Raw genomic sequence first — 21,110 nt, 5'->3', positions numbered from 1 at the left:
GAGGTCACGATCGACGTCGACCACGCGTCGCCCGGAACGGACCTCCTCCGTCTCGTCGAGGACCGCGCCAACCAGATCGTCTGGGAGGACCGAGAGGTCCTGACGCACGTCGTCTCCCGCGACGACGCCCTCCGCTTTCCGCTCCGCAAGCCGCCCGATGTCGAGGGACCCGTCCGTGTCGTCGAGGTCGAAGGCTACGACTGGTCCGCGTGCGGCGGAACCCACGTCCGCCGCTCGGGCCAGGTCGGCATGATCTCGATCCTCGGAATCGAGCGGTACAAGGGAGGCACGCGGGTCGCGTTCGTGACCGGCGCGCGGGCGCTCCGGCGCCTCCGTGGCGCCGGCGATCTCCTCCGGCGGGTCTGTCTCGAATTCACGGCCGGGGAAGCCGATCTTCCGAGCGCCGTCGAGCGGCTCAAGGAATCGCACGGGCGTCTCGATCGGCGCCTCAAGCCGCTCCTCAGGGAATCGCTGGAGCGCGAGGCGGCGCGCCTGCTCGCGGATGCACCCCGCGGCCCGCACGGACCGGTGGTGGCGCTCCACGCGCCGGATCGCCCCGCGGATGAGGCGGGGCTCCTCGCGGGGCTCATCGCGGAGCAGGGAGGGACCGCCCTGCTCGTTTGCGGCGACGAGACTCCACGGGCGCACTTTTCCGCCCCTACGGGTACAATGTCTATGGGCGCGCTGCTGGGCGAGATCTGCAAGCGCCACGGAGGGCGCGGCGGTGGGCGGCCCGAGTCAGCGCAGGGAACGATTCCCAAGGACGCGGTGCCGCAGGCGCTTCGGGAGGCGCGGGACGCCGCGATGGCCGGCTGAACGGAGAGGGCCGTGGCATGAGGAGAAGCATCATGGATCGGCTTCAGCGCCGCGCGGGCCGTCTCATCGTATCGTACGCTTTGGTCGCCGTTGCCGCCCTCGCCGTCGCGATTCCGCTCTTCCCATCCAGCGCGGCGGCCCAGTTCTTCGGGCAGAACAAGGTCCAGTACAAGCGCTTCCACTGGAGGGTGCTCCGGACCCAGCACTTCGACATCCACTACTACCAGGGCACGGAGGCGGCCGTGAACGACGCGGCGCTCATGGCCGAGCGCGCCTACCAGCGTCTGAGCCGCGTGCTACATCACGAGATCCGAAACCGCGTTCCGCTCGTCCTCTACGCTTCCCATACCGACTTCGAGCAGACGAACATCACGCCGGAGCTGCTCGGGATCGGCACCGGCGGCGTCACCGAGTTCTTGAAGCGGCGCGTCTTCCTCCCGTTCACCGGTTCGTACTCCGAGCTCGATCACGTGATGACCCACGAGCTCGTGCACGCGTTTCAAGTGGATGTCCTCTTCGGGGAGAACCAGGGACTTCTCGGGAATCCGTTCGCCGCCCAGGTCCCGGTCTGGTTCATGGAGGGGATGGCCGAGTATCTGTCGATCGGCGGGATCGATCCCAACACGGCGATGTGGCTGCGGGACGCGTCGCTGGAAGGCTACCTGATCCCGGTCCGGACGCTCGGCTACGTGGGCGACATCCGGGTCTACCGCTTCGGTCAATCGATCTTCCAGTTTATCGCCGACCACTACGGTCTGGCGAAGATCGGCGAGATCTTGAAGAAGACGCGGCGCCTGGGAAGCGCGGAGCGGGCCCTGGAGGCATCGACCGGGCTCACGATCGACGTGCTCTCGAAGAAGTGGACCGAGGCGGTGCGCAAGGAATACCTGCCTCAGATCGTCGATCACGAGACCCCGACCAAGATCGCGATGAAGCTGACCGACTCCGAGCACGACGTCTCGAACTTCAACGTGGCGGCGTCCGTGTCCCCGTCGGGGCTCCAGTACGTCTACATCTCCGATCGAAGCATGTACAACGATGTCTACCTGGCCTCCGCGCTCGACGGGAAGCAATCCAAGAAGCTGATCGAGGGCGAGCGGACTGGCAGTTTCGAGACACTGCGCTTCTTCAACACCGCGATCGCATGGTCCCCGGACGAGAAGAAGATCGCGATCCCGGCGAAGGTGGGCGGCGAGGATGCGATCTACATCGTCGAGATTCCATCGGGAAAGATCGTCAAGAAATTCCGATTCGGCCTCGACGCGATCTACTCCCCGACGTGGTCGCCGGACGGCTCGCGCTTCGCCTTCGTCGGCTTGAAGGCGGGACGGTCGGTGCTCTATCTGGCCGACTCGGACGGGAAGAACCTCCGGCAGCAGCTGAGCGGCCGCTACGCCGTCCGCGATCCGGTCTGGTCGCCCGACGGCACCCAGATCGCCTACGCGACCGACGAGGGACCGGGAACCGAGGTCGGCAAGCTGATCTTTGGTCCGCTGCGCCTGGCCGTCCTCGACGTGGAGAGCGGCAAGGTCGTCGTCCCGCCGAATCAGAACGGCACGAACATCTCCCCGCAGTGGTCCCCCGACGGGCGCTCCCTTCTCTTCGTATCGGATCGGACGGGGATCCCGAACATCTATCGCATCGACCTCGCGACCGGGGAGAGCGTGCGGCTGACGGATCTCTTGACGGGGGTCTCGGGGCTCGTTCCCGAGAGTCCGTGCCTCTCGCTCTCTCATGACGGTCACGCGCGGCGGGTGGGATGTCTATTCCGTTCGGGAGCCGCTGAAATTCCTGGAGCGCCAGACCTCGGTCGAGGCCGCGACCGGCGCCGGGGCGGCACTGGCGCCTCTCGGCACGCGCGTCGAGGCGTCCCTTGGCTCCGACGAGACCCCGGCGCAGGAGCCGCCGCGAGGATCGACCTTGCCGCCGCGACCGAGCCCGCGGAGCTCGACGGCGCGCGACAGCACGGCCGGCTCTGCCGGCTCTTCCGGCGCCGACCCGCGTGCCGACGCGACCTCCACCGCGGCTCCCGCGCCGATCGACACGACGCTCTCGGATTACGTCCAGATGGTCTACCGGGAGCCGCTCGCGGACAGCACCTCGTTCCAGCACCTCCCGTACCGCGCTTCCTTCAGCAGGGATTACTTCTCGGGCGGGGCGGTCGTCGCGTCGAACGTCGGCTTCGCGGGGTCGAGCGTCATCTCCTTCAGCGATCTTCTCGGGAACCACAACATCCTCGCCGTGCTGAACCTCTACGGCAACCTGAGCGATTCGGACGTCTTTCTCTCATACACCAATCTCTCAAGCCGGACGAATTACGGCCTGGCGGTCTTCCAGTACCAGAAAGATCTTCTCCTCCTTTCGTCCCCTTCCACGGACGACCTGCAGAATCAGGTCCACCGGGGCGCGGCTCTGTTCTTCTCCCGTCCCTTCACGCGGTTTCGAAGGATCGAGTACGGAATCCAGGCCGCGGTGGTGGATCAGCACGTCTTTCATTACGACTACGGCACGGGGACGGTGTCGCAGATTCGCAATCTGGGGAACTACTTCTACGTGGCGCCCAACCTGGCGCAGGTCGGGGACAACGCTCTCTACGGCTCCACGGGACCGATCAACGGAGGCCGGTCACGCTACAGCGTGGAGCACGCGGAGGGCGGCCTGAGCTACACCACGGCGTTGGTCGACTCGCGGCGCTACACGAACCTCGCCCGCCGGTTCACGCTGGCCCGGCGGCTTCTCGGAGGCGGAAGCTTCGGGAGGGATCCGCAGTACTTCCGGTTCGGCGGCGCGTTCACGTACCGCGGCGTCGACTACGGCGACCTGATCGGGACGCGATCGATCATCGGGAATCTGGAGTTCCGGTTCCCCCTGATCGAGACGCTTCGAACCGGCTTTCCGCTCCCGCTCTCGCTCGGAGGGGTCAACGGCGTGATGTTCATCGACGCCGCGTCGGCGTGGAACAGCGACGCCGATCCGGTCTTCTTCTCCAACAAGGGCGGATTCCACACCGAGAGCATGCGGATGGCCTTCGGATTCGGCGCGCGCATCAACCTGGGCTACTTCGTCCTTCGCTACGATTGGGGAAGGGAGCACCGGTTCGAACGGGGCCTCGGGAAGCCCCGTAGTTTCTTCACGTTCGGCCCCGAGTTCTAGCCGGGCTTGGTGATTCTCCTTGCCTGGGACCCGGCGCTCTTCCGGGCCATCCATCTCGGGCTCCACCACCCCGCGCTCGATCCGATCATGATGGCGCTCACGGATCCGGGGCGCTGGAAGATTCCGCTCCTCGTTCTCGTGGGCGCGCTGTTCCTGACGCAGCGAGCCCGCGGAGCTCTGGCGCTCGTCGTCCTCGCGCTGACGCTCACGGTCGCGGACCAGGTCAGCGCGAAGATCATCAAGCCGATCGTGAAGCGCCCGCGTCCTTCCGTGGTTCTCGCCGACTCGCACCCGCTCTTCGGCGTGCGCCGCTCCTACGCCTTCCCGTCGGTCCACGCCGTCAACTTCTCCGCGGCGGTACCGATCGTCGCGACCGTGTTTCCGGCGGCGACGATTCCGGCCGCCGTCGTGGCGGCCCTGGTTTGCTTCTCCCGGGTCTACGTCGGGGATCATTGGCCTTCGGATGTCCTCGCGGGGATCCTTCTCGGGCTCGGCCTCGGGATGCTGGGTCGAAAGGCGTTCCTGCGCCTGGAGCGGAACGCGCAGCGGTGGTTCAGGCGCCCAAAGGCGGGAGTCGGAGAATCGCCCAGTGCCGGCCCGTGACGCCCCGGTCCCTCCGATGGGAGAAATAGAAATCGGGGAGGCACGAGGTGCAATCCGGCGTCGCGCGAATTCGCTCGCGCGGGATCCCCGCCTCGAGGAGGGCGGCGGCGATCGCCTCGGGGAGATCGAGCGCGGGCCGGCCGCTGGGGTGCTCGTGGAGAAGCTTCGGGTCGAACTGCGCCGCGACCTCGGGTCCGATCGGGAAGCAGCAGGCGCGGATGCACGGACCGATCGCGGCGTGGAGCCGCTCCCTCGCAACGCCGACCGTTTCGAGCAGGCTCACGGCGTGGGCCGCGATCCGCTCCCGCGCTCCGCGCCACCCGCAATGGAGGAGAACGCCCCTCCCAAGGTCCTCCGCCACGATCGCGACCGGCGCGCAGTCCGCGGCAGAGACGGCGACCCATGGATCTCCGGCGCGGAGGAGAAACCCGTCGGCCTCGCACGGCGCCTGGCGCGGCTCGACGATGCGCCGCCCGTGCACCTGGTGAAGGCGCAGCGGCTCGTCGCCCTCGATCCCGGCCGCGGCGTTGTGCCGGCGGCGGTTCTCCCGCACCGACCGCTCCTCATCGCCCACCCCCAAGCCGAGGTTGAGCGAGGCGTAGGGGTCGAGGCTCACTCCGCCCCGCCGGAACGCGAGCGCGAACCCCGCGCGCGGGGGGAAGTCGCCCGGCGCTGGTCTCCAAAACGCGACGGCGTCGCGGTCCGGCGGGGGCGCCTGCATTGCGGGGACTTTGCCCGGCGCGCCGGAACGGCGCAAGCGATTTGCGCCCTCCTCCTCGCGGCCGGCTGCGCCCACGGGCCGGCTCCCTCGACCGGCGGGGAAGCCCGCGCCAGGTTCCTCGAGGCCTTCGCCGGCGTGGATTCGGCGACGAGGGGCGCGGGGATGCTCGCGGTCCGGAGCGGCGGGAAGGGGCGCGAGGGCTTGAACACCCGCTGGGCCGCGGTTCACGAGAGCCTCGCGGTGGTGGCCTACGCGGGCCCGATCCGCACGCTCGACGCGACGGTCCTCGCGGATTCGGTCTACATCACGATCCGTCCCTACGATCTCGGCCTCGCGGGGCGGGTCCAATCCCGCGGCGGGCTCGGTCCCGACGGCCTCCGCTTCCTCGCGCGCCCCTGGGCGTTCGGCGCGCCCCGGGTGCGCCGGGCGGTCGAGCATGCGGCGGTCGAGGCTTCAGGCGAGGGGTGGCGACTCGCGGGCGCGTTCGACGGCGCGGACGGCGCCCACCCGTTCACCCTGGAGCTGAGCGCGAAGGCGGAGCCGAGGACGCTCAAGATCCGGCTCGGCTCGGACGATCGGAATTCGATCGCGATCCGGTATGGGCCGGTCGGGCGATTCAAGAGCGGGCGCGTCCCACGATGGATCGAGTGGACGCGAGGCGCGACGCGCATTCGTCTGGATATCGAAGACCACGCCGCGGCGAAACCGTCCCAGTTCCATAGGCTGCCTCCCGCGCGGGCCGATTGGACGATCCTCGCGCTCGACGATCCACGCGGACGTGAGCTGCTCGGCCGCCTGTTCGGCGTCGCCGACTCGGGGGCGGCGCCGTGAGGGCGGAGCTCCGCGTCGCGGTCGTCGCGGTCGTCGCGTTGAGCGCCATCGCGGTATCCGCGGCTCCTCCGGCAGCCTCGCGGCGGGATGCCGACCCTGAGGAGGCGGTGCACGCCATGCTCCGCCCGATGGCCAGCGCGCCCGAGGCGACCGCGCGCGTTTCGATCGAGCGGAGCGATCCCTTCGGGGGTCCGCCCGAGGTCGAGCGGGGCCGGCTCTGGTATCTCCCGGGACGGGGGCTTCGCTACAAGTCCGAGGGGAAAGGCGGGCACGAGATGGTCATCGACCGGGAGCGCGACGCGTTCCTGGTCTATAGCCCGGCCGAGCGGCTCGTCTACCGTGCGCCCTTCACTCGATCGCCCCTCCAGATCCGACGGCTCATCTCGGACCCGGAGCGGATCCTGGCCAAGGATCTCCGCTCGATTCCCGAGCGGCGCGTGATCCGCGGGGCGGCGCGGTCGGGCTACCGCCTCAGGTCGGCATCGCTGGGCGATTCGCTCGGGGAGGTATCCACGTGGATCGCGGCCGATCCGTCTTCCGGGCTCCCCCGGTGGATCTCGATCTACTCCGAGGCGGAGTCGGTGCTCGTGGAGCTCCGGGGCCTCGCCCTCTTGAAGGCCGCGAGGCCGCGCGACCTGGATTTGAGCGCGCCCAAGGGCACCCCCGAGGAGCCGCTCAACCCGAGGGAGCTCCTCGAGCGCGACAACCGGGGGGAATCCCGTTGACGGTCCTCTAGCCCGCTGTTAGGTTCGCGTCGTGACCACGGAAGGTCGCGTTCCGGCACGCCCTGGCCGGCCCGCGCGAATCGGAGCGCGTTCGCGAAGACCTTCCAATCCGTATCCTCCTAGCGCGCGCCTCCATCGTCGCCCGGTGAATCCATGACGCAAGGTCTCGTCGCGTTCATCGCGATCGTCGGCGCGGTCGGCGGCGCGCTCCTCGCGCTCTCCTTCCATTCGTTCTGGGCGATCGGCGCGATGTACCTCGCCGCCTGGATCCTGGTGAGCCTCCTGGCGGAGAGCCTCTGGCTCCCCACGGTCACCGGGAAGGCCATGGAGAGCATGGCCTCCACGGTCGACATCAGCCTCCTGATCCTCCTCGGCTTCAAGCCGGCGATCTGGATCGTCGCGATCGCCTTCACGCTCGCGAATGTCTTCTTCTCCCACCGGGTCTGGTACAAGGCGGTCTTCAACGCGGGCCAGAACGTGATCACGCTCACCGCCGCGGGGCTCGCGTTCACCGCGCTGGGCGGGGCGCCGCTCGCGGAGAGGGGGCTCGACGCGCTGCGGGGGCACCAGATGCTGCTCCCCTGGGTCGGCGCGACGGTGGTCTACTTTCTGATGAATACCCTCCTCGTCTCCGCGGCCGTCGCGCTCGATTCGGGCCGCCCCATACTCAAGACCTGGCGCGAGGAGTACCTCTATTACAATTCCCTGGTCGGCTCCACGGCGCTCTTCTTCCTCTCGCCCCTCATCGTCGTCTCCTACCTCGCGGTCGGGTTCTTCGGCCTCGTCTTCTTCTTCGTGCCGCTCTTTCTGATCAAGGAGGCGGGCGCGCGCTACATCGCCCTCGAGAAGGCGAAGGACGAGCTCATATCCTCGGAGCGTCTCGCGGCGAAGGGGGAAATGGCCGCCGAGATCGCCCACGAGCTGAACAACTACCTGGCGGCGATCTCGGGCCGGGCGCAGCTCCTGCTCATGAACGTCGGGGGAGCGATCCAGCCGGATCGACTCAAAGAAAGCGCCCGGATCATCTTCGAGCAGGCGAGCAACATGGGCGTGCTCGTCAAGGGTCTCCTCGATTTCTCGCACCAGGGCGTTAGATTGCAGCCGACGCGGCTCAACGACGTGGTCCGCCGCACGGTCGAATTCATCGTGCCGCAGAACAAATATGAGCAGGTCGCGTTCGATCTGGATCTCGCCGGCGATCTGCCGGAGATGAACATCGATCCGGCTCAGATCCAGCAGGTCCTCCTCAATCTGTTCAGCAACGCCGCCGACGCCATGCGCGGGAACGACGTCCGGGAGCGTCGCATCGCGATCCGGACGCGGTTCAAGACCGCCGGACAGGAGGTGGAGCTCGCGGTGGAGGACACCGGACCCGGCATTCCCGCCACCGCCATGACGCGGCTCTTCGAGCCGTCGTTCACCACGAAGCCCGAGGGGCACGGGTTCGGGCTATCGACCTGCTACCGGATCGTGCAGAACCACGGGGGCCGAATCGCCGCGGAGAACATGGCGCGCGCGGGAGCGAGATTCACGATCGTCCTCCCGGCCAAGAACGGAGCCTAGCTACCGGTCCAGCGCGCCGACGATCGCGATCCCGGCCGCGGCGCCGAGGATGTCCGCGGCCAAATCCTTCCAGCTGGCCCCGTGCCCCTTGCGGCGCGGCTTGAGGGTCCCGTCGTAGATCTCCTTGAGGACTCCGACCCCGATCGCGCCGCCGAAGCTCTCGCCGTCGGATCGCCCCGCCACGCGCAGGGAAGCGGAGATCGCGAGGCAGCCGGCGAAGTGGAGCTCCTTGTCCGCGGCCAGCCATCCGCCCTGCGACGAGGCCGGGAGAAAGAGAGGCTCGGCCGAGGCCGTCCCGAACCACACAAGCATCGTGATGGTGAGCGCGGCGAAGAGGGCGGGATTCAGGGCGGGGGTGATGGTGGGGCGCACGGGTCGCACGGGCGCGAGCCTACGCAGTCGCCGGGCGCGGCACAAGCCGCCCCGTCTGGTACCATGGAGCGGGATGACACTCCGTCCACTCGATCCCAAGCGGGTCCCGGCCGCGATCACGGATCTGCTCCGGCGCCTCCAACGGGCCGGGCACCGCGCCTACCTCGTGGGCGGCTGCGTTCGGGACCTCCTCCGGGGCGTGGCGGTCTCCGACTGGGACATCGCCACGATCGCGCGCCCGGAGGAAGTGCTGAAAATCTTCCCCTCCGCAATCCCGACCGGCCTCAAGCACGGCACCGTCACCGTGCCGACCGACGCGGGTCCCTGTGAGGTGACGACCTTCCGGATCGAGTGGGGATACACCGACGCGAGACGCCCCGATCGGGTCGAGTTCGTCACCGATCTCGAGGCCGACCTCGCGCGGCGCGACTTCACCGTGAACGCGATCGCGTGGGATCCTCTCCACGGGGAGGAGGTCGATCCCTTCGGGGGCCGGGACGATCTTTCAGCGCGGCTTCTCCGAGCGGTGGGATCACCGGTCGATCGCTTCCGCGAAGACGGGCTCCGGCCGATCCGCGCGGCGCGCTTCGCGGCCACGCTGGAGTTCGATCTCGAGCCGGCGACCGAAGCGGCGCTCGGCGAGGCGCGGGCCGAGGTCGCGCGCGTGGCCGCGGAGCGGCTTCGGGACGAGCTCCTGAAGCTCCTGGGCGCTCCTCGGCCGTCCCGAGGCTTCGAGGTGCTCCGGAAGGCGAGGCTCCTCGCGATTCTCCTCCCCGAGCTGCAGGCTTCCGTCGCCGTTCCCCAGAATCGCTATCACGCCCACGACGTCTACTTCCATACGCTCTATACCGTGGATTCCGCCCCGGCCGAGAAGCCGATCGTGCGCCTCGCGGCCCTGTTCCACGACGTGGGGAAGCCGGTAACACGCGTCGAGCGGGAGAACGGGGACGCCACGTTCTACAATCATGAGTTCGAGAGCGCCCGGCTCGCCGAGGAGGCGATGACCCGGCTGCGATTCGGCCGCGATACCATGGAGCAGGTGGTCCATCTGGTGCGGTACCACATGTTCGACTACCGGCCGGAGTGGACGGACGCGGCGGTGCGTCGGTTCGTGCAGAAAGTCGGGGTGGACAAGATCGCCGACCTCTTCGATCTTCGGATCGCGGACAATGTCGGCAACGGGCTGAAGACGGGATTCCCACACTATCTTGAAGAGTTCCGCGGGAGGATCGAGGGCGTCCTCGCGGCCAAGGCGGCGCTGACGCTGGGCGACCTCAAGGTGGACGGTAAGGACGTGATGCGGGAGCTTGGCCTCCCGCCCGGGCCCCGGGTGGGGGAAATCCTCGGCTGGTTGCTCGAGCAGGTCGTTGAGGAACCGTCGTTGAATGAGCGGGAACGGCTGCTCCGGAGGGCACGCGAGGCCTTTTCGATTGACTTAAGGGGGCCTGGAGCCTAGGCTGGCGGCCCGTAATTCAATTCCTTCCAGGCACTAGGAGCGACTTGACCAGGAACGGGCAGAGCCGAGAGCGGACCCAGACCGAGGAGCCAACCCTCGAGGTTATTCGGGGCCCAATCGCCGAGGCGTTCGAGCGGTTCCAGGAACGCCTGGACGACGCATTCTTCTGCGACGTCCACCTGGTCGGAGCGGTCGGCGCGCACCTCCACCGCGCGTTCGGGAAGCGATTCCGCCCCACGCTCCTCCTGCTGACCTCCCAGGCGTTCGGATCGGTCACGGAGGAGGCGCTCCTCGGCGCGGTGGTCGTGGAGCTGATCCACACCGCGACGCTGATTCACGACGACAGCATCGACAAGAGCCTCGTCCGGCGGAGTTTGCCCACCGTGAACAGCGCGTGGAGCAACGACGTGGCGATCCTCATGGGCGATTACCTCTACTCGAAGGCATTCTCGATCCTGGTTCGAAACCGCATGTACGGCGCGATGGATCTGCTCGCGGAGGCGACCCACCGGATGAGCCAGGGCGAGCTCCGCCAGATCGAGCAGAAGAACCGTCTCGACCTGACGGAAGCCGAGTACATGCGCGTCATCGAGGAGAAGACGGCGTGCCTGATGTCGGCCGGCTGCGAGCTGGGAGCGCTCGCGGCGGGCGGCGACGCGGGGGCGCGGCGCGCCCTGGGCCGGTTCGGCCACGCGGTGGGGCTGGCCTTCCAGATCACGGACGATATCTTCGACTACCTGGGCGCCGAGAGCGTGATGGGGAAGGCGATGGGGAGCGACCTGGACGGCGGCAAGATCACGCTTCCTCTCATCAACGCGCTCCGAAACGCGCCCGACCGCGACCGGAGCCAGATGGTGGACTTGATCCGAAACCAGGAATTCCGGAACGGCCATTGGGCCGACGTGGTCCGCTTCGTGACCGAGAACGGCGGCGTCTCGTACAGCCAGGCCCGTTCCATGGAGCTCGCGGATCGGGCGGAGTCGGAGCTCAAGCACGTTCCGGACACCGATGCGCGCGAATCGCTCCGCGACGCGCTCCGCTACGCGGTCACGCGGCATCGGTGAACCTGCCCTCCCTGGCCCCATCCACGCCCCACGATCTCGCGCTCCAAGCGGCCCGGCTCACGCTGACGAAGCGGGCCGAGGACGTGCTCATCCTCGATCTGCGCCGGCTCGACGGCGTTTGCGACTACTTCGTCCTCGCGACGGGGCACTCCGAGGTTCAGGTCAAGGCCATCGCCGAGGCGGTCGACCTCGGGCTTCGGGAGCGCGGCGTCAGGCCGTGGCACTCCGAGGGATTCGAAGCGCGCCGGTGGATTCTCCTCGATTACGTCGACTTCGTCGTCCACGTCTTCCATGCACGCGCGCGGGAGTACTACCTCCTCGATAAGCTCTGGGGCGATGCCGATCGTGAAGTCGTGGCCGATTGAGGGCTACCTGATCGACCGGCTCCATGCGGCGATCGGGAAGGCGGGCTTAGCGCTTCCGGAGGGAGTTCCGGTCGAGGTCGAGGTACCGCGCGAGGCGGGACACGGCGACTGGGCGAGCAACGTGGCGCTTACGCTCGCCAAGTCCGCGCGCCGCCCGCCGCGCGACGTCGCGAAGTCCCTGATCGAAGCCCTCGAGGTCGATCCCAGGGTCGTGACCGCGGTCGAGACCGCCGGCGCGGGGTTCCTGAACTTTCGGCTCGCTCCCGCGTGGCTTCAAGACACGGTGCGGAAGATCCTGGCCGGGCCCGACACCTACGGCGCGAGCGAGGCCGGAGGCGGCGAGAAGGTGCTGGTCGAGTACGTCAGCGCCAATCCCACCGGTCCCTTGAACGTGGTGAGCGCGCGCGCCGCGAGCATCGGGGACACGCTGATCCGGATCCTGAACGCCGCGGGTTGGCGCGCGGCCGGCGAGTTCTACTGCAACGACTGGGGACTCCAGGCCGAGCTCTTCGGGGCGTCGATCCGGACGCGATTCGCGGAGTCGATCGGCGCCACGGCGCCCCCGGTTCCCGAAGAGGGATACTCCGGCGATTACGTCGCCGAGCTCGTCAAGGAGCTCGACCTAGCTACCGGGCGCGGGTGGCTCGAGCTTCCCGAGCGGGATCAGCGCCTCAAGTTCGGCGCGTGGGGTATCGATCGGATGCTCGAGGTCCAGAAGGCGGAGCTCGAGCGGTTCGGAGCCCGCATCGACCGCTGGATGCGGGAGAGCGAGCTTCACCGCGGCGGCGCGGTCGACGCGGCCCGGAACCGGCTCCACGAACAAAGGCTTCTGGAACAGCGCGACGGCGCGCTCTGGTTCCGCTCGACCCAGTTCGGGGACCAGGAGGACCGCGTCGTCGTGCGGTCGAACGGGGAGCCCACCTACTTCCTCGCGGACGCGGCCTATCACAACGACAAGTTCTCGCGCGGCTTCGACCGGCTGATCGATCTCCTGGGTCCCGACCACCACGGCCACGTCGCGCGGATGGAAGGGGTCATCGAGGCGCTGGGGTGGCCCCGCGATCGCTTCGACGTGATCATGATCCAGTGGGTCCGGCTTCTTCGCGCCGGAGAGGTCGTCAAGATGTCGAAGCGGTCCGGCGAGTTCATCACCCTGCGCGAGCTCATCGACGAGGTCGGCGTGGACGCCGCGCGGTTCTTCTTTTTGATGAGGCGGGCCGAGAGCCCCATGGACTTCGACCTCGAGCTCGCGGTTCGCCGCACCGAAGAGAATCCGGTCTTCTACGTTCAGTATGCCCACGCCCGGATCGCCCACGTGCTCGCCTATGCCAAGGAGCAGGGAGTCCCCGAGCCGGATCCCGGGAAGGCCAAGCTCGATCTCCTCACGGAGCCGGAGACGGAGACGCTACTCCGCGGCCTGGCCGGATTTCCGTCCCTCGTGGCCGCCGCGGCCAGGAGCCGGGAGCCACATCGGATCCCGGCTTATCTCAAGGACTTAGCGGCTCGCTTTCATTCGTTTTATCATCAACATCGCGTCGTCACCGCCGATGCCGAGCGGACGGCGGCCAGGCTCCTTCTCACCCGCGCGACGGGCGTGGTCCTCCGCCGCGGGCTCCACCTCCTCGGCGTGAGCGCGCCGGAGACGATGTAGCCGTGGCGATCGCGGTCGTCGGCTCGATCGGCCTCGACACGATCGAGACCCCGGCCGGGCGCGTCACGGAGGTGCTCGGCGGGTCCGCCGCCTACTTCGCGCTCTCGGCGCGCTACTTCCTGCCGGTCTCCGTGGTGGCGGTCGTCGGGCAGGACTTTCCCGCCGAGGCCCGCGCGACCCTGCAGCAGGCCGAGCTCGACCTGAGCGGCCTCGAGGTGAGCGAGGGGAAGACCTTCCGCTGGGAGGGCGTCTATAGCGACGATATGAACACGCGGAAAACGCTCCGCACCGAGCTGAACGTCTTCGAGCGATTCAAGCCCAAGCTGCCCCGCGAGACCCGCGCGCTCAAGACCGTCTTCCTCGCCAACATCGATCCGGTATTGCAGGGGGACGTTCTGGATCAGCTCGAGAAGCCTCAGCTCGTTCTCGCGGACACGATGAATTACTGGATCCAGAGCAAGCGGGCGGAGCTGCTCGGGATTCTCCGCCGGGTTCGCATGTTGATCATCAACGAGGAAGAGGCGCGCGAGATCACCGGGGAAGCGCTGACGCACAAGGCCGCCCGCGCGATCCTCTCCCTCGGCCCCGAGACGGTTGTGGTAAAACAGGGGGAGCACGGCGCGTTTCTGCAGGGCCGCGACGAGTACTTCAGCTGCCCGGCGTATCCGATCGGGACCGTCGTCGATCCCACCGGAGCGGGCGACACGTTCGCGGGGGGCTTCGTCGGGGCGCTCGCCAGGATGGGGCGCGTGGATGACCGGAATCTCCGCCGGGCCGTGGTCTACGGCTGCGTCCTTGCCTCATTCACCGTCGAGGGGTTCGGGGTGACCGGCCTCTTGCGCGCGTCGCGGGAGGCGATCCTCGACCGTGCGGAGGGAATCGCTTCCATGAGCCGCTTCGACCTTTCGGATACGGCGCGCATCCTCCGTTGAGCGTGCGCTTCGACGGCGACGGCCCCCTGACGCCTCGAGGCGCAGTCGCTGGCCTCGGAGCGGCGTCCGCGCTGGGTCGTTCCGCGGCTTGCGCGGTCGCCGCGTCGCGCCCGCGTGGCACGCTCGTTGCGCGGGGCGGCGTGTCTCTGGGATCTCAACCAACGCGCCCGAGGACATCGCATGGATGATCTGAGCTCTCAGCGCCCGGCATCGGAGCCGAATCAGCCGGCCGTCTTCGGGCAGCGCCTCGTCTGGCTCCTGGTCCCGTCATTCCTGGCGTCGCTTCCGCTCCTCCTCGCGATCTTCGGCGGCGAGGATCTGAAGCAGACGCGATGGGACATGTGGGCGATCGTCGCGTGGTTCGGGCTTCTCCTCGCCGCCGAGGCGCTCCCCGTGCCGCTCCCGCGCGGGGGCACGATGACGGTGGCGTCGATCCTCGACATCGGGGCGATCCTCCTCTTCGGACCGTGGATCGCGGGGGCGCTTGATCTCCTCACGACGATCCCCGCGCAGCTTGCGATCTTGCGAAACCGGCCCGGAGCGGCCGCGCTGAACGCCGGTCTCTACGCATCGACCACGATCGTCGCCGGCTCCGCGTACCTCGCCGCCGGCGGCGAGCTGGGCGCCTCGCATTGGGTCCGGAACCTCGTTCCGCTGCTCCTCGCGGGCTCGCTCTACTACGCCCTGAACACGGCCTGGGTCAGCTTCGTCCTTGGCGCGCGCGCCCGCGAGCCGGCCCTCACGATCTGGCGACAGCATTTTCGGGACGGATTGCCCCAGCACGGGCTCTCCCTGGGATTCGGGCTCCTCTTCGCGCAGGTGCGCCTCGCGGCCGGCATCCCGGGTGTCCTGCTCCTGGTCCTCCCGCTCGTCTTCGCGCGCTACACGCTTCGGCTCTACGCCGATCTGCGCGAGGATCTGGTGAGCTTCGTCCGCGCGTTGAGCGTGGCGCTCGACGCGGTCGACCCGTACACCCACGAGCATTCGGTGCGCGTGGCCGAGTATTCGGTCCGCGTCGCGCGGCACATGGGGCTCGGGAGCGCCGAGGTGGAGACGATCCGCTACGCCGCGCTCGTTCACGATATCGGGAAGATCGCCCAGCGCCCCGATGTTATCCGGAAGCCGACCGTGCTCAGCGACCAAGAGCGGACGCTGATGATGCGCCACCCGGAGGCTGGGGCGAAGATCATCGGGCAGATCCGGGCCCTGCGCGACGCGGCGCGCATGGTGCGCACACATCACTGGCGCCCCGACGGAAAGGGGTATCCGCCCGGCCTCACGGAGACCGACGTGCCCCTGGGCGCTCGGATCATCCACGTCTGCGACGCGTTCGACGCGATGACGTCGGACCGTCCTTATCGGAAAGGCCTCCCCATCCCGCGCGCGCTCGCCGAGCTTCGCGCCCACGCCGGCTCGCAGTTCGATCGCGAGATCGTCGAAGCGCTGGTGCTCCTCCTCGACGGAGCCGATGCGGAGCCGGTCCAGTCGATCCCGGAGCCGGAGCGAGCGGAGGCGTGATGGGCCGCTACGAGGAGTCCGGCGTCAATATCCGGAAGGGCCAGGAGGCGGTCGACCGGATTCGGGCGCTCTGCCGGTCCACCTTCGGCCCGGAGGTGGTCGGCGACCTCGGCGGCTTCGCGGGCGCGTTCCGCGTGCCGGGCGCGCCGGGGCAGGTCCTCCTCTCGAGCCTGGACGGCGTCGGCACGAAGCTCAAGGTCGCGATCCTTTGCGACCGGCACGACACGGTCGGGTACGACCTCGTCTGCCACTCGGCGAACGACATCCTGGTGCACGGGGCCAAGCCGCTCTTCTTTCTGGACTACATCGCGATGGGAGCCCTCTCCCCGGAGCGGGTGGAGCTGCTCGTCCGCGGGCTCGCGCGGGGTTGCCGCGAGGTCGGGTGCGCGCTGATCGGCGGCGAGACCGCCGAGATGCCTGGGCTCTACGCGCCGGGCGACTACGACCTGGCGGGCGCCATCGTCGGGATCGCGCCCGAGGCCGGGATCATCGACGGCTCGGCGATCGAACCGGGCGACCAGATCCTCGGGCTCCCGAGCGCGGGACTTCACACGAACGGCTACTCGCTCGCGCGGTCGATCCTCTTCGACGGCCTCGGCCTCAAGATTACGGATCCGTTCCCCGCGGGCGGGGGCACGGTCGGGGACGTGCTCCTCTTGCCGCACCTCTACTACGGCGCGCCGGTGGGGGTCGCGCGCGCGGCGGGAGAAGTGCGGGGCATGGCGCACATCACCGGGGGCGGGATTCCCGGGAATCTGGTGCGCATCCTTCCGGAGAACGTTCGCGCCGAGATCCGCGCCGCGGGCTGGCCCATTCCCCCACTCTTTCGATTTCTCAGCGAGGCGGGGAAGGTGCCGGCGTCGGAAGCCTACGAGGTCTGGAACATGGGAATCGGGCTTCTGATGGTGGTGCGGCGAAAGGATGCCGAGACGATCGAGCGGGCGCTCAAGAAAGCGGGTCACCCGGCCTTCCGCGTCGGAGAGGCCGTTGCCGGAACAAGGGAGGTAGTGCTGGCGTAGGTTCGGGGGATTGGGATGATGGCTGTGGGATGGGAGCACGACCGTCGCCGGGCGCTCGAGATCGAGGAGCTCGCCACGGACGGGTACGGGCCGCACGCCGAGACGCTCGGCCTGGTCGGCCGAAGCCGCGCGGTGATCGAGCTGGGGCATCGGATCGCGGCCCTGGCGCCGAGCCCGGCGACCGTATTCGTGCACGGCGAGACGGGAACGGGGAAGGAGCTGATCGCGCGGGCGCTCCATAGCGAGAGTCCCCGCTCCGAGCGTCCGTTCCTTCCCCACAACTTCGCCTCGATCCCCGATTCCCTGGTCGAGAGTGAGCTCTTCGGTCATGCGAAGGGCTCCTTCACCGGCGCCCACGCCGACCGGCCCGGTCTCTTCGAACTCGCGAACGGGGGCACCCTGTTCCTGGACGAGATCGGCGACGCGAGCCCCTCGGTGCAGAGCAGGCTCCTCCGCGTGCTCCAGGAAGGCGAGCTCCGCCGCGTCGGCGACGGCCGCGTTCGTCGCGTCGACGTGCGCATCGTGGCCGCGACGCACCGCGATCTGGCCGCCGAGGTCCGCGGGGCGCGCTTCCGGGCCGATCTCTTCTACCGGCTCCACGTCCTCACCATCCGCGCTCCCTCGCTCCGCGAGCGGAGCGAGGACGTGCCGCTCTTGGTCGCGTACATCCTCCGGCGCCTCTCGCGCCGGCAGCGGCCCGAGGCGAGACGGATCACCGGTGAGGCGCTCGATGTCCTGGCGCGGTACCCCTGGCCCGGGAACGTGCGGGAGCTCGAGACCGCCCTCGAGCGCGCGGTTCACGCGCTCGGTCCGGGCGGGACGCTGACGCACGACTCCCTGGGGGAAGGGCTCGCCGCGGTGGATGTCCCGGTCGTCCGGGAGCGCGCGGAGAACCTGCGCGGCCGCACGCGCGAGCTGGAAGTGGAGATGATCCAGAGTGCGCTCCGGCGCACCGGCGGAAATCGCACGCGGGCGGCCCGTTCTCTGGGACTCACGCGGCAGGGGCTCTGGAAGAAAATCCGCCGCCTCGCGCGCGACGAGGTCGCCGCGGATGCGCACGCGGTCGCCGCGGATGCGCACGCGGTGGCCGCACCGGGAACGAACACGCGCGCGGACGATACGCGGCCTGATTCGCCTTGATTTCGCGACACCGGTCCCTATACTCGCGCGAAGTTCGCCGCCTTCACGACGCCGATCCCTCTTCGGGAGCCCTCACTTGGCCCAACGTCCCATCCGACTCGGAGTCATCGGGGTCGGAGTCGTCGCCCAGGTCAACCATCTTCCCGCGCTGAAGTCGCGGAGGGACGTGGAGGTGGTCGCGGTCTGCGACGACGACGTCGAGAAGGCCCGCATGGTGGCCCAACATTTCGGAATCGGCCGCGCGGTCGCCGACTATGAGTCGCTCCTTCGCTCGGACGACATCGACGCGGTCATCATCGCCACCCCGAATCACCTCCACGCGCCGATGACCCAGGCCGCGCTCGGCTACGGGAAGCACGTCCTCTGCGAGAAGCCGGCGGCCAGGACCGCGGCGGAGGCGGCCCAGATGGCCGTCGCGGCCGAGCGCTCGGGCAAGGTTCTCATGTACGCCATGAACAACCGGTTCCGGAGCGACGTGTCCGTGCTGCGCGGCTACCTCGAGCGCAAGGAGCTCGGGAAGATCTTCTACGTCAAGACGGGCTGGCTGCTGCGCCGGACCGAGCGCCGCGGACCCGGCTGGTACGAGAACAAGAAGAGCTCGGGGGGAGGGGTGCTCATGGACCTCGGGGTCCAGATGCTCGATCTCTCGCTCTGGCTCCTCGGAAACCCCAAGGTCGTCTCGGTGACGGCATCGAAGTACGTGACCGATCCGCGGAAGGACGTCGAGGACACGGTGGCCGCGTTTCTGGTCCTGGACGGTGGTGCCTCGCTCACGCTGGAAGTCAGCTGGGCCCTGCTGCTCGAGAGGAACTTCCCGTACCTGAACCTCTTCGGCACCGACGGCGCGGCGCTCTTGAATCCGTTTCGCATCCACAAGGAGCTGAACGGGAACCTGCTCAACGTGACCCCGCCGCTGGAATCGACGAAGAACATCTACAAGCAGTCGTACGAGCGCGAGCTGGACCATTTCCTCCGCTGCCTGACCCAAGGCGAGCGCCCCATGGCCTCCGCCGAGGAAGGGCACGATCTCATGCAGGTCATCGATGCCATCTACCAGTCGGCGGAAGCCCGCCGCGAAGTCCGACTTCATTAGCAGTCGGCTTCGCCGGCCGCTCGCCGCGGCGGCATCGGGAATTCTCCTCAGCCTCTCCTTTCCGTCCGCGGGGCTCTGGCCCCTGGTGTTCGTCGCCCTCGTTCCGCTCCTGGTGGTCCTCCACCACGACTCGCCCGGGCCCGGCGCGACGGCGGCCACGCCGCGCGGGGCGCGCTGGGCGCCGTGGATCGCCGGCATCGTCTTCAACGCGGTGCTCTTCTCGTGGATCGTGCGGCTGCCCGCCCACGCGATGACACATCCGTGGCTGATCTTCCCGGGCCTCCTCGCTCTCGCGCTCTACCTTGGGCTCTTCATGGCCCTCTTCGGATGGATCGTCCGGCTCGTGCGGAGGCGTCTCGGCTGGCCCGTGCTCGCCGCCGCGCCGATCGCGTGGGCGGCGAGCGAATGGGCCAGGTCCTCCGGGGTGCTCGGCTGTCCCTGGGGCAACGTCGGCTACGCGCTCGCCGAGCACCCGGCCTGGATCCAGGCCGCGTCGCTCGCCGGCGCGCCGGGCCTGAGCTTCTGGATTCTCGTTACGAACTCCCTCGTCGCCGCCGCGGCGGTCTCGCGGCGGTGGTGGGCCCGCGCGGCGTGGGTGATCCTGGCCCTGCTCGTGGTCTGGCTCCCGGTCCGCTGGGGGGAGACCCGGCTTCGCGAGCCGCGCGGGAGGCCCCTGGCACGCGTCGCCCTCGTCCAGCCGAGCATCCCGAGCGACGTCAAGTGGAACCCCGCCCTGCAGGACTCGGTCGTCGGAACGCTCGCGCGGATGACGCGCGTGGCGGCCTCGCTGATGCCGCGTCCCAACCTCATCGTCTGGCCCGAGACCGCGCTCCCGTATTACGTGCGCCTGGAGCGGGTCAAGCTCAAGGCTTTTGTCGATCTCGTCCGGGAGGCCGGCGTGCCGGTGCTGGCGGGCTATCCGGACGCGCGCCTCTCGAACAACGGGAGCGTCCTCACGTACAACGCCGCGGGCCTGGTCCTGCCGAACGGCACGTTCGGGGGGCAGTACGAGAAGATTCACCTCGTCCCGTTCGGCGAGCGGGTTCCGTTTCAGGGGCTGCTCCCGTTTCTCGGAAAGATCGATCTGGGGCAGGCCGAGTGGACCCCGGGAACGCGCCCCGTCGTCTTCACGGCCGGGGGCTCGTCGTTCGGCGTGCTCATCTGCTTCGAATCGATCTTCCCGGACCTCGCCCGCCGTTACGCGCTCGAGGGGGCGCAGTACCTCGTGAATATCACGAACGACGAATGGTTCGGGAAGTCGGCCGGGCCCGTGCAGCACGCGGAGATGGCGATCTTGAGGTCGGTCGAGCTGGGGCTCTCCACGGCGCGATGCGCGAACACGGGCGTCTCGATGCTGATCGATCCGTACGGCCGCGTCGTCGAGCGGACGCCGCTCTTCAAGGAAGCACTCCTCACCGGGGACGTCTGGGTCGGAGCCGGCCCGACGCTGTTCCTCCAGTGGGGGGACTGGGTTACCTCCCTCTGCCTCGGCCTCACGCTGATTCTCGTCGTGATTTCGTGGTACCGGCCGCTCCAGCGCCTGGGCACCGCGTTGACACCGAAGGGATGATCGGGTAGAGTCGCACTTTAGGTGGGTTGCCGGACGTCGGCGCCCGCCTCCGATGGCACGGAGGAAACGCAGCGAAAGTGCCCGGCTCTCCCCGGTCCCACGCGATAGCCCCAGAAATGAAATCCGCGCGCCCGCTTCATCCGGCGGCGCTCCTCCTCGCCTGCGCGCTCGTCGGCGTCGGCCTGGCGCTCGGACGCTCCTCCATCGATCTCGCGGTCTTCTCGGTGCTCGGCGCCGGATTCGCCCTTCGCGCCGAGGGCCGCACGATCCGCTCCGAGCTTCCGCTCCTCACGCTGGCGCTCATCGTCTTTCTGGCACACGCGCTTCTCTCGGGCCGCCCGACGCTGGAGACTGCCAAGGCCGCGGCCCTGATCGCGCTCCGGCTGCTCGCGCTCCTCTACCTCCTCCGCTGGGCGGCGCGGACCTTTCTCGGCGCCGCGGCGCGGTGGCTGCTCGCGTTCCCGATTCCGCCCCGGCCGCGGCTCCTCCTTCTTCCCGTCGAGAGCGCCCGGCACGCC

General features: G+C 68.8%; 18 protein-coding genes. 16 read left to right on the top strand and 2 right to left on the bottom strand.

Going from position 1 to position 21,110, the window contains the following annotated elements:
- The 3 genes from E6K79_01780 to E6K79_01770 form a co-directional block, all read left to right on the top strand.
- The coding region (locus tag E6K79_01780) for a hypothetical protein (GenBank protein TMQ66674.1) at nucleotides 1–816 on the top strand (816 nt) is incomplete at its 5' end.
- A 17-nt stretch (nucleotides 817–833) separates the two neighbouring features.
- Nucleotides 834–3,941: a hypothetical protein gene (locus tag E6K79_01775; protein TMQ66673.1), complete on the top strand. Its 3,108-nt coding sequence runs from the start codon at nucleotides 834–836 to the stop codon at nucleotides 3,939–3,941.
- A gap of 37 nt (nucleotides 3,942–3,978) precedes the next feature.
- Nucleotides 3,979–4,572: a phosphatase PAP2 family protein gene (locus tag E6K79_01770; GenBank protein TMQ66672.1), complete on the top strand. Its 594-nt coding sequence runs from the start codon at nucleotides 3,979–3,981 to the stop codon at nucleotides 4,570–4,572.
- Here E6K79_01770 and E6K79_01765 read toward each other — a convergent pair.
- Nucleotides 4,523–5,731, bottom strand: coding sequence for a hypothetical protein (locus E6K79_01765; GenBank protein TMQ66671.1), 1,209 nt, complete (start codon nucleotides 5,729–5,731; stop codon nucleotides 4,523–4,525). The genes E6K79_01770 and E6K79_01765 overlap by 50 nt on opposite strands.
- Between E6K79_01765 and E6K79_01760 the strand changes: the two genes are divergently transcribed.
- The 3 genes from E6K79_01760 to E6K79_01750 all read left to right on the top strand — a co-directional run bounded on the left by E6K79_01760 (nucleotide 5,711) and on the right by E6K79_01750 (nucleotide 8,412).
- Nucleotides 5,711–6,124 (top strand): hypothetical protein, encoded by a 414-nt coding sequence (locus E6K79_01760; protein ID TMQ66670.1) that lies wholly within the window; start codon nucleotides 5,711–5,713, stop codon nucleotides 6,122–6,124. The genes E6K79_01765 and E6K79_01760 overlap by 21 nt on opposite strands.
- Nucleotides 6,121–6,849 (top strand): hypothetical protein, encoded by a 729-nt coding sequence (locus tag E6K79_01755; GenBank protein TMQ66669.1) that lies wholly within the window; start codon nucleotides 6,121–6,123, stop codon nucleotides 6,847–6,849. The genes E6K79_01760 and E6K79_01755 overlap by 4 nt, the downstream gene beginning before the upstream one ends.
- A gap of 153 nt (nucleotides 6,850–7,002) precedes the next feature.
- Nucleotides 7,003–8,412: a GHKL domain-containing protein gene (locus tag E6K79_01750; protein TMQ66668.1), complete on the top strand. Its 1,410-nt coding sequence runs from the start codon at nucleotides 7,003–7,005 to the stop codon at nucleotides 8,410–8,412.
- On the opposite strand, the gene E6K79_01745 is transcribed toward E6K79_01750, so the two are convergent.
- A complete protein-coding gene (locus E6K79_01745) occupies nucleotides 8,413–8,724 on the bottom strand; it encodes a hypothetical protein (GenBank protein TMQ66792.1) in 312 nt (103 codons plus the stop codon). It lies immediately after the preceding gene.
- Nucleotides 8,725–8,857: 133 nt separating this feature from the next.
- On the opposite strand from E6K79_01745, the gene E6K79_01740 reads away from it, so the two are divergent.
- From E6K79_01740 to lnt, 10 genes are all read left to right on the top strand, one after another.
- Nucleotides 8,858–10,240 (top strand): HD domain-containing protein, encoded by a 1,383-nt coding sequence (locus E6K79_01740; GenBank protein TMQ66667.1) that lies wholly within the window; start codon nucleotides 8,858–8,860, stop codon nucleotides 10,238–10,240.
- A 14-nt stretch (nucleotides 10,241–10,254) separates the two neighbouring features.
- On the top strand, nucleotides 10,255–11,304 hold the full coding sequence (locus E6K79_01735; protein ID TMQ66666.1) for a polyprenyl synthetase family protein: 1,050 nt from the start codon (nucleotides 10,255–10,257) through the stop codon (nucleotides 11,302–11,304).
- A gap of 62 nt (nucleotides 11,305–11,366) precedes the next feature.
- The gene (rsfS, locus tag E6K79_01730; protein ID TMQ66791.1) at nucleotides 11,367–11,669 is read left to right on the top strand and encodes a ribosome silencing factor; all 303 of its coding nucleotides are present in this window, start codon (nucleotides 11,367–11,369) and stop codon (nucleotides 11,667–11,669) included.
- Complete coding sequence (locus E6K79_01725; protein TMQ66665.1) at nucleotides 11,596–13,320, top strand: arginine--tRNA ligase; 1,725 nt, start codon at nucleotides 11,596–11,598, stop codon at nucleotides 13,318–13,320. The genes rsfS and E6K79_01725 overlap by 74 nt, the downstream gene beginning before the upstream one ends.
- 2 nt (nucleotides 13,321–13,322) lie before the next feature.
- Nucleotides 13,323–14,252, top strand: a complete 930-nt coding sequence (locus E6K79_01720; GenBank protein ID TMQ66664.1) for a sugar kinase — start codon at nucleotides 13,323–13,325, stop codon at nucleotides 14,250–14,252.
- Between the two features lie 180 nt (nucleotides 14,253–14,432).
- Nucleotides 14,433–15,770, top strand: coding sequence for an HD-GYP domain-containing protein (locus tag E6K79_01715; protein TMQ66663.1), 1,338 nt, complete (start codon nucleotides 14,433–14,435; stop codon nucleotides 15,768–15,770).
- Entirely contained in the window at nucleotides 15,770–16,789 is a 1,020-nt protein-coding gene (locus tag E6K79_01710) for a phosphoribosylformylglycinamidine cyclo-ligase (protein TMQ66662.1), read from the top strand. The genes E6K79_01715 and E6K79_01710 overlap by 1 nt, the downstream gene beginning before the upstream one ends.
- Before the next feature lie 15 nt (nucleotides 16,790–16,804).
- A complete protein-coding gene (locus tag E6K79_01705) occupies nucleotides 16,805–17,929 on the top strand; it encodes a sigma-54-dependent Fis family transcriptional regulator (GenBank protein ID TMQ66661.1) in 1,125 nt (374 codons plus the stop codon).
- Entirely contained in the window at nucleotides 17,841–19,022 is a 1,182-nt protein-coding gene (locus E6K79_01700) for a Gfo/Idh/MocA family oxidoreductase (protein ID TMQ66660.1), read from the top strand. The genes E6K79_01705 and E6K79_01700 overlap by 89 nt, the downstream gene beginning before the upstream one ends.
- Nucleotides 18,973–20,592 (top strand): apolipoprotein N-acyltransferase, encoded by a 1,620-nt coding sequence (gene lnt / locus E6K79_01695; GenBank protein ID TMQ66659.1) that lies wholly within the window; start codon nucleotides 18,973–18,975, stop codon nucleotides 20,590–20,592. The genes E6K79_01700 and lnt overlap by 50 nt, the downstream gene beginning before the upstream one ends.
- Nucleotides 20,593–21,110: the final 518 nt, after the last annotated feature.

It is taken from the genome of Candidatus Eisenbacteria bacterium (assembly GCA_005893305.1).
In the GTDB taxonomy this organism is placed as follows: Bacteria; Eisenbacteria; RBG-16-71-46; order SZUA-252; family SZUA-252; genus WS-9.
The sequence above is the reverse complement of the archived record's forward strand: the minus strand, read 5'-3'. Positions and strand labels throughout refer to the sequence as shown.

Bases quoted from the DNA above. Each gene is read 5' to 3' on its own strand.
- E6K79_01775 (TMQ66673.1), top strand. From the start codon at position 834: ATGAGGAGAAGCATCATGGATCGGCTTCAGCGCCGCGCGGGCCGTCTC.
- E6K79_01765 (TMQ66671.1), bottom strand. From the start codon at position 5,731: ATGCTCGACCGCCCGGCGCACCCGGGGCGCGCCGAACGCCCAGGGGCG.
- E6K79_01750 (TMQ66668.1), top strand. From the start codon at position 7,003: ATGACGCAAGGTCTCGTCGCGTTCATCGCGATCGTCGGCGCGGTCGGC.
- E6K79_01745 (TMQ66792.1), bottom strand. From the start codon at position 8,724: ATGCTTGTGTGGTTCGGGACGGCCTCGGCCGAGCCTCTCTTTCTCCCG.
- E6K79_01740 (TMQ66667.1), top strand. From the start codon at position 8,858: ATGACACTCCGTCCACTCGATCCCAAGCGGGTCCCGGCCGCGATCACG.
- E6K79_01725 (TMQ66665.1), top strand. From the start codon at position 11,596: ATGCACGCGCGCGGGAGTACTACCTCCTCGATAAGCTCTGGGGCGATG.
- E6K79_01715 (TMQ66663.1), top strand. From the start codon at position 14,433: ATGGATGATCTGAGCTCTCAGCGCCCGGCATCGGAGCCGAATCAGCCG.
- E6K79_01710 (TMQ66662.1), top strand. From the start codon at position 15,770: ATGGGCCGCTACGAGGAGTCCGGCGTCAATATCCGGAAGGGCCAGGAG.
- E6K79_01705 (TMQ66661.1), top strand. From the start codon at position 16,805: ATGATGGCTGTGGGATGGGAGCACGACCGTCGCCGGGCGCTCGAGATC.
- E6K79_01700 (TMQ66660.1), top strand. From the start codon at position 17,841: ATGCGCACGCGGTCGCCGCGGATGCGCACGCGGTGGCCGCACCGGGAA.
- lnt (TMQ66659.1), top strand. From the start codon at position 18,973: ATGCCATCTACCAGTCGGCGGAAGCCCGCCGCGAAGTCCGACTTCATT.